14 protein-coding genes are annotated in these 12,331 nt (G+C 72.3%); 6 read left to right on the forward strand and 8 right to left on the reverse strand.

Annotated elements, in window-relative coordinates; genetic code table 11:
- The first annotated feature begins 657 nt into the window (after nt 1-657).
- Both L6E12_RS17360 and L6E12_RS17365 read left to right on the forward strand, forming a co-directional pair.
- Nucleotides 658-1,290 (forward strand): hypothetical protein, encoded by a 633-nt coding sequence (locus L6E12_RS17360; RefSeq protein WP_236228965.1) that lies wholly within the window; start codon nt 658-660, stop codon nt 1,288-1,290.
- A gap of 10 nt (nt 1,291-1,300) precedes the next feature.
- Nucleotides 1,301-1,969, forward strand: a complete 669-nt coding sequence (locus L6E12_RS17365; protein WP_236228966.1) for an NAD(P)H-binding protein — start codon at nt 1,301-1,303, stop codon at nt 1,967-1,969.
- Here the strand turns inward: L6E12_RS17365 and L6E12_RS17370 are convergent.
- The gene (locus tag L6E12_RS17370) at nt 1,939-3,258 is read right to left on the reverse strand and encodes a D-arabinono-1,4-lactone oxidase (protein ID WP_236228967.1); all 1,320 of its coding nucleotides are present in this window, start codon (nt 3,256-3,258) and stop codon (nt 1,939-1,941) included. The genes L6E12_RS17365 and L6E12_RS17370 overlap by 31 nt on opposite strands.
- A gap of 50 nt (nt 3,259-3,308) precedes the next feature.
- Between L6E12_RS17370 and L6E12_RS17375 the strand changes: the two genes are divergently transcribed.
- A complete protein-coding gene (locus L6E12_RS17375) occupies nt 3,309-4,547 on the forward strand; it encodes an alanine racemase (RefSeq protein WP_236228968.1) in 1,239 nt (412 codons plus the stop codon).
- Here the strand turns inward: L6E12_RS17375 and L6E12_RS17380 are convergent.
- The 3 genes from L6E12_RS17380 to L6E12_RS17390 form a co-directional block, all read right to left on the reverse strand.
- On the reverse strand, nt 4,544-5,101 hold the full coding sequence (locus L6E12_RS17380; protein WP_110080705.1) for a TetR/AcrR family transcriptional regulator: 558 nt from the start codon (nt 5,099-5,101) through the stop codon (nt 4,544-4,546). The two genes, L6E12_RS17375 and L6E12_RS17380, sit on opposite strands and share 4 nt — an antisense overlap.
- 437 nt (nt 5,102-5,538) lie before the next feature.
- Nucleotides 5,539-5,880 (reverse strand): hypothetical protein, encoded by a 342-nt coding sequence (locus L6E12_RS17385; protein WP_035290160.1) that lies wholly within the window; start codon nt 5,878-5,880, stop codon nt 5,539-5,541.
- 10 nt (nt 5,881-5,890) lie between these two features.
- Nucleotides 5,891-6,148 carry a hypothetical protein gene (locus L6E12_RS17390; RefSeq protein WP_374201898.1) on the reverse strand — a complete coding sequence of 86 codons (258 nt, stop codon included), beginning with the start codon at nt 6,146-6,148 and terminating at the stop codon, nt 5,891-5,893.
- A 235-nt stretch (nt 6,149-6,383) separates the two neighbouring features.
- Between L6E12_RS17390 and L6E12_RS17395 the strand changes: the two genes are divergently transcribed.
- The 3 genes from L6E12_RS17395 (at nt 6,384) to L6E12_RS17405 (ending at nt 9,064) form a co-directional block, all read left to right on the forward strand.
- Nucleotides 6,384-7,754, forward strand: coding sequence for a helix-turn-helix domain-containing protein (locus tag L6E12_RS17395; protein ID WP_374201894.1), 1,371 nt, complete (start codon nt 6,384-6,386; stop codon nt 7,752-7,754).
- On the forward strand, nt 7,751-8,665 hold the full coding sequence (locus tag L6E12_RS17400) for an aminoglycoside phosphotransferase family protein (RefSeq protein ID WP_374201895.1): 915 nt from the start codon (nt 7,751-7,753) through the stop codon (nt 8,663-8,665). The genes L6E12_RS17395 and L6E12_RS17400 overlap by 4 nt, the downstream gene beginning before the upstream one ends.
- A 102-nt stretch (nt 8,666-8,767) precedes the next feature.
- Nucleotides 8,768-9,064, forward strand: coding sequence for a hypothetical protein (locus L6E12_RS17405; protein ID WP_236228971.1), 297 nt, complete (start codon nt 8,768-8,770; stop codon nt 9,062-9,064).
- Between the two features lie 237 nt (nt 9,065-9,301).
- Here the strand turns inward: L6E12_RS17405 and L6E12_RS17410 are convergent, their stop codons facing one another.
- The 4 genes from L6E12_RS17410 to L6E12_RS17425 all read right to left on the reverse strand — a co-directional run bounded on the left by L6E12_RS17410 (nt 9,302) and on the right by L6E12_RS17425 (nt 12,272).
- Nucleotides 9,302-10,324: a copper resistance D family protein gene (locus L6E12_RS17410; protein ID WP_236228972.1), complete on the reverse strand. Its 1,023-nt coding sequence runs from the start codon at nt 10,322-10,324 to the stop codon at nt 9,302-9,304.
- Entirely contained in the window at nt 10,321-10,887 is a 567-nt protein-coding gene (locus L6E12_RS17415; protein WP_236228973.1) for a copper resistance CopC family protein, read from the reverse strand. Before L6E12_RS17415 ends, L6E12_RS17410 begins: the two co-directional genes overlap by 4 nt.
- A 3-nt stretch (nt 10,888-10,890) precedes the next feature.
- Nucleotides 10,891-11,646 carry a YcnI family protein gene (locus tag L6E12_RS17420; RefSeq protein WP_236228974.1) on the reverse strand — a complete coding sequence of 252 codons (756 nt, stop codon included), beginning with the start codon at nt 11,644-11,646 and terminating at the stop codon, nt 10,891-10,893.
- A 77-nt stretch (nt 11,647-11,723) separates the two neighbouring features.
- Entirely contained in the window at nt 11,724-12,272 is a 549-nt protein-coding gene (locus L6E12_RS17425) for a hypothetical protein (protein ID WP_236228975.1), read from the reverse strand.
- Nucleotides 12,273-12,331: the final 59 nt, after the last annotated feature.

Consider the following 12,331-nt stretch of genomic DNA (forward strand, 5'->3'; position numbering starts at 1 on the left):
TGGGTCTGGGCCTTGGTGGTGGGGCGCAGTCAAGATCACTGGGGAGGATGCGGCGGATGGCGTAGTGGGGGGTGGCGGTGGGCGGTGTGGTGGTGGGCTCGGTCTGGGGGAGGGGTGGGTAGGGGGGTGGGTGGGGGTTTGCGGTGAGTGGTTGGGGGTTGTGGCTGTGGGTTGGCGGGAGGAGGGGGTGGTGGAATTTGTTGCTGTGAGTGGTTGGTCGGGTGCTTAATGGAGTGTTGTTGTCGGGGGTGGAAATTTGGGGGGTGGATTGGCTGCGGGGGTGGAAAACGGGGGATGAGTGGTCGGTGGGAGTGGGAATGTGGGTGGGGGAGCGGTGCGCTGTAGCCCGATTGGGGGACTGCGTTTATGGGGGTTTTCCTGGGGTGTGGTGACCGATGATCTAGGTCACTGCACTGTGGGTAGTTTTTGTTGTTGTCGCTCACCCCGGTGCTCACCCGGATGGCGGGACAGTGGGGGTGAAGTCGGATTACCGGTCGTCGACCGGTCGCCGACGATGGATGGCCGCCGGTCGCAGGGGTGGGTGTCGAGGGTCTTATCGGTGGGGGTCGGACTGGTACTCAATTGAAGTACCAATCGACACCGCCCGAGCGGGGAACGCGAGTTCACCGGAGCGGGGGGAGAGAAGGGCGGAAGTTTGTGAGCGGCATTCCAGGGCGCACGGCGGTAACCGAGACTCTCAAGGCGCTGCCCGCCCAGCTCACCCCGCCGGTGGAACTCCCCGCCAGTGTGGACGAGTTGGCCGTGGGCGCGGTGGCCGCGCTCGGCTGGGTGGGGACGGTGCTGCCGGAGATGACGCTCTTCGGCCGCCGCGTCTGCCTGGTGGCCGACCTGCTGGCCGACGTGCACGCCGAGCGGATCTGCCTCGGGCAGGAGCCGGTGACCGACAAGGCCAGCGTCTCCACCTGGGCCTGGCCGGAACTGGCCGGGCGGGTGCCCGAGCCCGCGGTGCGCATCGTCGGCGCCGTCGCGGTGGCCAGGCACTGGCGCACCGGCCTGGCCAACGCGGTGCCCTTCCTGCGCTACGGCGAGGCGGCGATGGTGCTGCCCACCTCCGCCGTGCTCACCCACGACTACCTGGCCAACTGCCTGCCCCGGACCCGCGCCTACGGCGTCGCCGTGGCCAGCGCCGAACCGGACGGCCAGGTGCAGGTCGACCTGCCCGCCCGCACCGAGCGGGCGGTCCCGGAGGCCGACAGCCTCTACCGCTGGGTCAGCGAACTGGCCTACGACCGGATCCTCGACTCTGCGGGACCGGCGCCCCGGTCGTAGCCTCGGCCCCATGCGCATCGTCATCGCGGGTGGCCACGGCAAGATCGCCCTGTTGCTCACCCGGCTCGCCGCCGGGCGCGGCGACACCGTGGTCGGGCTGGTCCGCAACCCGGACCACGTCCAGGACGTCCGCGACCACGGCGGGGACGCCGTCGTGCTCGACCTGGAGTCGGCTCCCGCCGAGCAGGTCGCCGCCGCCCTCGCCGGTGCCGACGCCGTCGTGTTCGCCGCGGGCGCCGGGCCGGGCAGCGGGACCGCCCGCAAGGAGACCGTCGACCGCGACGCCGCCGCGCTGCTCGCCGACGCCGCCCTGGTCGCGGGCGTGCGGCGCCACGTGCAGATCAGCGCCATGGGTCTCGACCGCGCCGACGACCCGGGGATGGACGCGGTCTTCGCCGTCTACCTGCGCGCCAAGGACGCCGCCGAGCGCGACCTGCGTGGCCGCGACCTCGACTGGACGATCCTGCGCCCCGGCAGGCTCACCGACGACCCGGCCGCGGGCGCGGTGGCCCTCGCCGAGTCCGTCGAACCCGGCGCGGTCAGCCGGGCCGACGTGGCCGCGGTCGTGCTGGCGCTGCTCGACGACCCGGGCACCGCCGGGCTCACCCTGGAACTCGTCGGCGGCGACACCCCGGTGGCCGAGGCGGTTCAGTCGCTGCCCAGGACCCGCGCCGAGTAGGGGTTGCGGAAGCGGCCCTCCGGGTCCACTTCGGACCTCACCCGGCGGAAGTCGTCGAACCGCGGGTAGCGCTCGCGCAGCGCGCCCGCGTCGAGGGTGTGCATCTTCCCCCAGTGCGGCCGACCGCCGACCTGGGCGACGACCGCCTCGAACAGGTCGAAGTACGCCCGGTACGGCATCCCCACGTACTGGTGGATGGCCAGGTACGCCGAATCGCGACCGTACGCGGTGGACAGCCAGATGTCGTCGGCCGCGGCGACGCGCACCTCCACCGGGAACATCACCGGGTCGGCCAGCCGGGGAACCCGGGCGCGCAGCTCGCCGAGCACGTCGGCCAGCGCCGCGCGCGGGATCGCGTACTCCGACTCCACGAACCGCACCCGCCTGCTGGTCACGAACACCCGGTGCGAGACGTCGCTGTAGGCGCGCGGGGACAGCGCCGAGGCCGAGAGCCGGTTCAGCGGGCGCACCAGCCGCGGCGCCGCCCGCCCGACGCGGCACAGCGCGCCGAACGCCACGTTCTCCATCACCTCGTACTCGACGAACCTGCGCACCGGTCCCAGCGGCTGGGGCCGCGCACCCGCGGGCAGCCGGTTGTTGCGCTTGGTCAGGGCCTTGTGGCCGTACGGGAACCAGTAGAACTCGAAGTGGTCGTTCTCCGCGCAGTGCTCGTCGAGCCGGTCGAGCACCTCCGGCAGCGGCTCGGGCCGCTCCTGCGCGGAGAGCACGAACGCGGGTTCGGTCCGCAGCGTCACCGTGCTGATGACCCCGAGCGCGCCGAGTCCGACGCGGGCCGCGGCGAACAGGTCCGGGCGCTCGGAGTCCGAACAGGACACCGTGGAACCGTCCGCCAGCACCAGTTCCAGCGCCGACACCTGGGTGGCGAGACCGCCGAGCGCGGCGCCGGTGCCGTGCGTGCCGGTGGAGATGGCGCCCGCGATGGTCTGCGCGTCGATGTCGCCGAGGTTGGCCAGCGCCCGGCCGAGGCCGTCCAGTTCGGCGTTGAGGGCGGCGATCGTCGTGCCCGAGCGGACGGTCACCTCACCGGTGTCCAGGTCGGCCGCGGACACCCCGGTCCACCGCGACAGGTCGAGCGCCAAGCCGTGCGCGGCGCCGACGGCGGTGAACGAGTGCCCGCTGCCGCGCGTGGTCACCGCCGTCCCGTGCTCGGCGGCCCACCGCACCGCCTCGGCGATCTCCCCGGGGTCGCGCGGGCTGCGCACCGCGGTCGCCGTGGCGGTCTCGGTGCCCGCCCAGTTGCGCCAGGCGAGTGCCGTGCTGCGGCCCATCCGGAACCTCCCGGTTCGACGTGAATGCGGTTCGCTTCACAGTCTGACCCATGTCGTACGGTGATCGGGTGGACCCCGAAGCCCAGCGCGCCCGGCTCGACACCGCCACGGCGGACCTCGACCCCCCGGTGGCGGTGGTCGACCTCGACGCCTTCGACCGCAACGCCGACGACCTGGTGCGCCGCGCGGCCGGGCGCCCCATCCGGGTCGCCAGCAAGTCGATCCGCTGCCGGTCGCTGCTGGAACGGGTGCTGCGCAAACCCGGCTTCGCCGGTGTGCTGGCCTACGCGCTGCCGGAAGCCCTGTGGCTGCACGGGAACTGGGCGGGCACCGACCTCGCGGGCACCGACATCCTGGTCGCCTACCCGACCGCCGACCGCGCCGCCCTGCGCGCCTTGGCCGCCGACGATGGCGCCAGGGAAACCGTCGCCGTCGTGGTCGACTCGACCGCGCACCTCGACCTGATCGACGCCGCGCTGGGCGCCGACCACCCGCCGATCCGCGTCTGCGTCGAACTGGACGTGTCCTGGCGCCCGGTGTTCGGCGACCGCCGGGTGCACATCGGCACGCTGCGCTCGCCGGTCTTCACCGCCGCGCAGGCCGCCGGGCTCGCGGCCGAAATCCGCGCCAGGGCGGGCTTCCGGCTCGTCGGGATCATGGGTTACGAGGGGCAGATCGCCGGTCTCGGCGACGCGCCGGTGGGTAACCCGGTGCTCGGCGGACTGCGCCGGGTGCTGCGCCGCGGTTCGGTGCCGGAACTGGTGCGCAGGCGCGGGGAAGCGGTGCGCGCGGTGGCGGCGGGCGGTGCGCTGGAGTTCGTCAACGGCGGCGGCACCGGCAGCATCGAAGAAACGGGGACGGACCCGGCCGTCACCGAATTCGCCGCCGGTTCCGGGTTGATCGGCCCCACGCTGTTCGACAACTACCGCTCGTTCACCCCGGACCCGGCCGTGCTGTTCGCCACCCCGGTCGTGCGCAGGCCCGCGCCGGGCGTCGCCACGCTGCTCGGCGGCGGGTTCACCGCGTCCGGTCCGGCGAACTCGCTGCGGTTGCCCAAACCCCACCTGCCGCCGGGGTTGAAGCTGCTGCCGATGGAGGGCGCGGGCGAGGTGCAGACGCCGGTGACCGGCCCGGCCGCCGACGCGCTCGCGGTCGGTGACCGGGTCTGGTTCCGCCACGCGAAAGCCGGTGAACTCGCCGAGCGGTTCACCGGCTACCACGTGCTCGAGGGCGACCGGATCACCGGCACCACCCCGACTTACCGCGGTGAGGGGCAGAACTTCGGCTAGGCGGCGGCCGACGTCGTCTTGCCGGACAGGTAGCTGCGGACGACCGCCTTCGCCTCGGCGATGACGGTGTCCTCCGGGAACAGGCCGCGGCGGAACGCCAGGTTCAGTATCCCGTCGGCGATCTCGTTGGCGACCGCGACCGGCAGGCGGATCTCCTCGAACGCGACGTCGAACCGGTCGGAGAGGAAACCGGCCATGCCGTCGGCGATCACGGTGTTGTTGTCCCGCTCGCCGTCGATCAGCCGCAGGTCCACCACGTCGCCGAAGCGGAGCCTGCGGAAGCCGGGGACCTCGCGGTACATCTGCACGTAGATGTCGAAGATGAGGTCGGCGCCGTCGTACCAGTGCGCCAGGTCGGCCTCGTCGAGCCTGCGGCCGATCTCGGTCATGAAGTAGTCCAGGTTCCGCTGCGTCAGCGCCTGCACGACCGCCCGCTTGTCGGGGAAGAACTGGTAGAGCGAGCCCACCGCCACTCCGGCGCGCTCGGCGATCAGCGTGGTGGTGACCCCGTCGTAGCCGAGTTCACCGACCAGCTCGGCGCACGCCTCCAGCATCTTCTCCACCCGCTTCGCGCTGCGCTGCTGCACGGGTTGACGGCGAAGGGGGGTAAGGGTGGCCACCGTGTCTCCTCCAGGTCGCTGAGGTGGGTTGACTGACTGCTCACCGTGTTCAACGACCGAGTGGCGCGGGGGAAGCGGGTTGCGCCCAAGATTTTCGGAACTGATTTCACATATTACCCGGCGGTAACCAGGTTATCCGAGTGGTACCCGCGGGCGGGCGCCGATCGCGGGTGGCACCCACACCCGCTCTGACGCCCGCCCGCGGTGCCGAACCCCCTGGCGAGGTCGAGTGCTTGCCTCGCCAGGAGAAACTCGCGGGCGGCGGATCACCCGGTCCGCCCAGTTCGGGGGAATGCGCGGACCGGGTGACCAGCCATCCGGCGACCGGGTCTCCGACGTCCGGGGGAACGGCGGAAACCGGGTGCCAGCTCTTACCTGGCCGCCGCGGGCATCCGGCGCGGGAACGCGTCGAGCGCGTGCCGCGCGGGCTTCTCCGGGGCCAGTCCACCTGCGACGAGGTGCTCGTAGGCGGCCCGCCACACCGAGCACGGCGCCTTCTGCTGGCGCCAGCGGCCGGAGCAGGTCGGGCAGTTGCCCCGGTCGTCGGGCTCGTGCGCGGCGAGCATCGACCGCCAGCCCTCCGTCAGCCGGGGCAGTTCGGACCGGGCGACCGACAGCAGGGACGGTGCGTCCGCGCGGTCCGCCAGTTCGGTGAGCATGTCCAGGCGCTCCCACACGGCGCTGCGCAGGACCTGGCCGAGTATCTCGTCCACCTCTACACCGTCACCTTTCCGCCTGCTCGGCGGCTTCGCGGAGGGCGGCGCGCAACTGGCCGAGCTGACCAGTCGTCAGTACCGCCGTCTCCCCCGGTGGTCCGACGAGGACCACCTTGTTCCTCTCCACGAGCACCGTCAGGCACCGGTCGCGGTTGACCACGTCGCCGCAGCCGATCCGCCACACCCGGCGCCCGCCCACAGATCCGGCGAGCGGGCGCGCGTCCTCGGGCGGGCGACCCGGCGCCGTGGCGACCGGGTTGTGCACCCTCCTGAGGAATTCCACCTCCGCTGTCCCTCTCTGTGCTCGTACGCTTACAAGGAACTACATTGGGGCTTGAGGAACGGGAGCGGGTCGGCACAGCGCCGATCGGCGCCCGATCGCCGTTAAGCGGTCGCGGGAGTTCGGTCGGGCCGATCAGGTTCGCCGATCGGCACTTCTCGTGGCTCGTGAACTGCGCTTACGCTGCGTTCGACGCCCAGCGGGACTGTGAGGGGCCGGAATGAACTCGATCGGATCTCCAGGTTCTCCCATCCCCCCGGACACGTGGGAAGAACCCGAGATGCGAGCCGCGCTCGCCGCGCGGGAGGTCAGCTCCGTCTACCGGCTCCTGCGCCGGACCGGTGTGTCGCAGCGCCAGATCGCCGCGATGACCGGCCAATCGCAGTCCGAGGTGTCGGAGATCCTCAAGGGCCGCCAGGTGATGGCCTACGACGTGCTGGCGAGGATCGCCGACGGGCTGGGCGTCCCGAGGGGATACATGGGTCTCGCCTACGACGAGGTGACCGCGGTGCGAGTCGCGGTTTCGCGCGAGGCCTCACAGCCTGAGGAGAGCGAAGAGGTGAAGCGTAGGGAGTTCCTGGCGCACGCCGCGGCCGTCACGGTCGGGGCCAACGTGCTGGGCACGAACTCCGGGTCGTGGGTCGCCAATCCGGTGCAGACCCCCGCGCCCGGGCGCATCGGCATGACCGATGTGCGACAGGTGGAGGCCGCCACGCGGGCGTTGCGCTCGCTGGACTACCAGTACGGCGGCGGCTTCTGCCGGGACGCGGTGGTGGCGCAGTTGTCCTGGGGGCAGCAGATGCTCGGCGCGTCGGGCCCCGAGCACGTCAAGCAGCGGCTGCACGTGGCCCTGGCCGACCTGCACAACCTGGCCGGGTGGACGTCGTTCGACATCGGACTCACCGACTCCGCCCGCAACCACTTCGGCAAGGCGCTGGAGCTGGCGAAGGCGGGCAAGAGCGAGCCGCTGGTGGCCAACATCCTGTACCGGATGGGCCGGGTCTACCTGCACAAGGACTCCCCGGACGACGCGCTGAAGATGTTCCAGCTCGGCCAGATCGCCGCCCAGGAGTCCGGCTCCGAGCTGGCGGTGGCGGTGATCTGCGCGAACCAGGCGTGGGCGTACGCGCTGATGGGGCACCGGGAGCAGACGATGAAGCTCATCGGCCGCACCCGCGACGAGTTCGCCCGCGCCAACCACGCCGACGCCGAGGACTGGGTCAAGTTCTTCAACGAGACCGACGTCTACGCCATGATCGGCACCGTCCACACGGTGCTGGCGCAGACGGTCGACCCGAACCACACCAAGTTCGCCATCCCGGCGCTGTCCAAGGCGATCGACACCTACGGCGACGAGATGAACCGCAGCAAGGCGTTCAACCTCGGCGCACTGGCCACCAACCACCTGCTTGAGGGCGACATCGACCACGGCGCCCGGGTGGGCCGCCAGGCCGTCGACCTGGCCGAGACGCTCAAGTCGAGCCGGGTCAAGGACCGCCTCCAGCCACTGCTCGAAGAGGCGAACAAGCGGCGCAACAACGCCGACGCCCGCGACCTCGCCGAGCAGATCACCAACCTCAACGTGGCGTGACGACCGCGCCCGCCACCGTGGCCAGCGACGGGCTGTTCACCAGGGAGAACCTGGATTCGACCCTGGCCGAGGTGTGCGCGGCGACGGGCCTGGACCCCGCGGGCGCGCGGCTGCTGCGGTTCACCAACAACGCGGTGTTCCTGCTGCGGTCGCGGCCGGTCGTGGTGCGCATCGTCGGGTCGGTGTCGCTGCGGCACCGGGTGGACAAGGTGGTGCGGGTGGCGCGGTGGCTCGCCGAGCACGACGTGCCCGCCGTCCGGCTGCACGGCGGCGTCGAGCAGCCGGTGCGGGTGGGCCCGTACGCGGCGACGGTGTGGGACGCGGTGCCCGAGGGCGGTGCGCCGCCCCGGCCGCGCGACCTGGCCCGGCTGCTGCGGCGGGTGCACGCGCTGCCCGCGCCGGACGGCCTGCCCGCGTGGGACCCGCTCGACGACGTGCGGCGGCGGGTCAGCGAGGCCGAGGGGTTGGACGGGGAGTCCCTGGACTTCCTGCGGCGGCGGCTGGCCGAGGCCGCGCAGCGGGTCGCCGCGCTGGACTTCCCGCTGGACACGGGGTCGGTGCACGGCGACGCGCACCTGGGCAACCTCATCCCGTCGCCCGCCGGGCCGGTGCTGTGCGACTTCGACTCCAGTTGCGTCGGCCCACCGGAGTGGGACCTGACGCCGTTCGCCGTGGGTGTGCTCCGGTTCGGCGAGTCCGCGGCCGACTACCGTGAGTTATGCGACAGCTACGGTTTTGACGTCACCCGGTGGGATGGTTTCGCCGTGCTGCGCGAGGTGCGCGAGCTGAAGCTCATCACCAGCGTGCTCCCCATCATGGAGAGCAGCCCCGAAGTACGGCCTGAACTGCTCAGACGTTTCCGTGACTTCCGAGCGGGCAACTCGGCGGCCCAGTGGGCGCGCTACACCTGAGTCGGGTGGTTGTTCAGTGGAATTGGTAACGCAGAGTTCATCGGGGACGAAGACAGGGACATCGGGGCCGACGGTGACCCCGCGCGTCGTCCGAGGTGGCTCATGAAGGTTTTCACCCGCAAGGCCGTGCGACAGCGCCGGGCCCTGGCGACCGCCTCGTCCATCGAGCGCCTGGTCGGCGACCGGGTCGGCCAGGTCCGCGACCTGCCGGAGGACGCCCGCGGCAGGCACGTCGACCACATGGCCGAGCTGGTCCTGCTGGCGCAGGCCTACCGGCACTTCGGCCGGGGTTGGATCAGCAAGCGCGAACTCGACCGCCGGGCCGCCGCGGCGACCCGCGAACTGGCCCGGTTGCGCCGCGCGGCCACCCCGGCGGCGCACCTCACCGACCGGGACTGACCACTCGTCGTTGCCCCATTCGGGTTACGTGGTGGCGGTTCCGGTTGCCCAAGCCACCGTTCAGCGCGGTGAACGGGCCCTTTGCCGCGGTGAGCGCGAGTTGTCCCCGGTTGGCTGTGGACAACTACCGCGATCTATCCACAGGTGTGGACAACACGGGTGGGGATAACTGCGCGGAGCTGGGTGAACACCCGATCCAGGGCCTGTGGACAACTTCTGTGGACTACTGGGGACACCTCAGTTGATCGGCGCCCTGGTCAGCACGGTGGCGAGGCCGAAGGCCAAGCCCATCACACCCAGCTCCACCGCCGCCCAGGTCACCAGCGCGGTCGGCTTGTGCGCGGCGACCGCGGGCAGCAGCCCCCAGCGGATCCGGGCGCCGAGCACCGCCAGGGTCAGCAGGCACAGCGTCTTGAGCAGCAGCAGGATGCCGTAGCCGGTGGTGAAGAGCCCTTCGAGCACGCTGAGGGTCGGGCTCACGGCCAGCTCGACGAACCCGTTGAAGGCGCCGGTCACCGTCACCAGCACCAGGCAGACCGTGGCCAGCTTCGAGAACCGGGGCAGGGCGTGCGCCAGCAGCGCGCGGTTGGCGCCCAGCACGACCACGACCGCGCCCAGCCCACCCGTCCAGGCGGCGGCGCTCAGCACGTGCAGCTCCATCGAGATCATCGTGAAGTCGTGCATCCGCCAGTTGGTGGCGTGCCCGGTGACCGGCAGCGGCAGCAGCGCGAACAGCGCCACCGCGGCGCGCAGCTCGGCGGGCACCGACTCGCCCACGACCACCGACCACAGCGCCAGGCCGAAGCACAGCAGCGCGAACACCGCGACGAACACCAGCGCCTTGCCCGCGCCGATCGTCGCCACGTAGTTCGCCACCGCCGCGGCCGACACGTCCGTGCCCGGCCGCAGCTCCGCGGTCTGCATGACCAGGGTGACCAGGGCGGTGACCAGCCAGACCAGCGAGGAGTACATCGCGGCCCGGCGGGCGCCGAGCATCAGCGGCTCGGTGAGCCGGGGCCGGTCGAAGCCGACCAGCAGCGGCAGCAGGCACAGCCCGACGGTGACCACGGCGGCCACGTCGAGCAGCACCCGCACCACCGGCAGCCCGACCCGGACCACCGCGGCGGGTTCCGGCAACCCGGGGATCGGGCTGGTCGCGGTGAGCGCGAGGCCGACGAGGACGCCGACGACCGCACCCGCGACCAGGACCGCCACCAGGTGGTACCGGTTCCCGACCGCGGTGGTCCGGGTGGTGCTCACTTCTCCGTGCCCCCGACCCGCGCGGCCAGCACGATGCCGCCGCCGAGCAGGACCACAGCGCCCGCGATCCACACCCAGATCGGCACGCCGCCGCTGTCCTCGGTGTCGGTGCCCGCCTCGGCGCCGCCACCCGCGGCCGGGGCCGCGGCGTCGGCGGTGGCCTCGCCCGGGGTGCCGGTGCCCGCGGTGGTGAGGTCGAACTTCAGCTCACCGGTGACCGAGTGCCCGTCGGCGGAGAGGATGCGGTAGCCGATCGTGTAGGTCCCGGCCGGGCCCAGTTCGCGCAGGCCCACGGTGACGACGTTGCTCTTCACCACCGCCGCGCCGTCCTGCCACCTGCCCTTGCCGTCGGGGCCGACGACCACGATCGTGTTCAGGTTCTCGCCCGCCTGCACCGGCTGGTCGAACGTCAGCTCGACCTGCTTCGGCCCGACCGCGATCGAGGAACCGTCAGCGGGGTTGCTGCCCACGAGCTGGTTGTGCGCGAACGCCGTCCCCGCCAGACCGACGAGGGCGAACAGTGCCACCACGGCGGTGGCGATGACCCGACCGAGAGCGCGCATCGGCTACACGCCCGCCTTCGCGGCCGCGATCGCCTTGCGCGCGCGCAGCGTGGCGCCCGCCGCCAGGCCCAGGCCCAGCGCGCCGACGACGAGCCCGGCGCCGCCCAGCCAGCGGGCGGTGTTGTCCTCGCCGCTCGCCGAGGCGGCCTCGGTGGTGGTGCCGTTGTGCGCGGCGTGCTCGTCCGCGGCGCCGCCCGCACCCGCCTGGGCGGCCGAGAGCGCCAGCGCCGGGGCCGGGTGCTCGGGCTCCTCGGCGCCCTCGGCGGGCGGCGGGGCGTCCCAGGCCACGACCTTGCCGCTGTCGTAGGTCTGGATGGCCGGGGTGACCAGGGTGTCGGTGTTGTCGGGCAGCTTGCCGACCGACAGCTCGAACTCCTCGAACTGGCCGGGGGCGATCTTCGCCGGGGACACCGCGGTCCAGGTGACGGTGCTGAACGCCTCGGTGATCTCGGTGTTGCCGGACTTCACCGGCTGCGGCAGCTTGATCTTGGTCAGCTCGGAGGTCCACCCGGCCATCGGCTTGGTGCGCACCGAGGTCAGCGGGTACTCGGCGGGCAGCTTCACCTCCACCTTGATGGTGCTGGCGGCGGCGTCCTCGTTCGGCACCCGGTAGGTGATCTTGGTGTAGCCGCCCTTGGCGGCGGCCTCGCCGAGGACGCGGGCGGTGACGTGCGCGGAGGCGACGCCGGAGGTGAGCAGGGCGGCTGCGCCCACGGTGGCGAGCAGCACGCCCGCGCGCGCTGCGGTGCGGGAAGACATGGTCGGGTTCTCCTGGATGGCGAATTCGGGGAAGCCCTGGTCGCGGGGCGACCGGGCGTCGGGGGTGTTCGGGTTCCTCAGGAGAGGACGGGTGGCCCGCGGCGCCCCAGGGACCGGCGCAGGACCGCGCTGATCAGGTGGTCCGGGTCGGGTTCCACCGGCGCCGGGGACGGCGCGGGCGACCACGTGGAGAGCACCACGGCGATCGCGCGGACGAGCCCGCGCAGCGCCGCCGCGACGGCGGCGAAGGCCGTGGACGCCCTGGTGAGCAGGACGGCGGTGAGCAGCGTGGCAGCGGCGTGCGTGGCGAGCATGAGCGGCGTCGAGAACGCGGGCCCGCCCGGCTCGCCGGGGTGCGTGTCGGCGATGTGGGTCAGCAGCACGTGCAGGCTGAGCTGGCTGGTCCCGAGCAGGGCCAGCATCGGGACCAGCCCGTGGTGGCGCTCGGCGACCGCGGAACCCGCCCACCCCACCAGCGCGGTGAGCGCGACGGTGACCGCGGTGTCCGGGACCCGCCCGCCCGCCATGCCGTGCGCGGCGACGGCGAGCGCGGTCGAGGAGAACCCGAGCAGGACGGCACGCGGCGCGCGGAAGGCGCGGGCGTTCCTACCTGCTGCGATGGTCACGGGACAAAGGGTATGCGGCGCTGTCTAGACCCCCTGTCCATACTTCGGGAATTTGTAAC

This window comes from Actinokineospora sp. PR83, assembly GCF_021056305.1.
Taxonomy (GTDB): Bacteria; Actinomycetota; Actinomycetes; order Mycobacteriales; family Pseudonocardiaceae; genus Actinokineospora; species Actinokineospora spheciospongiae.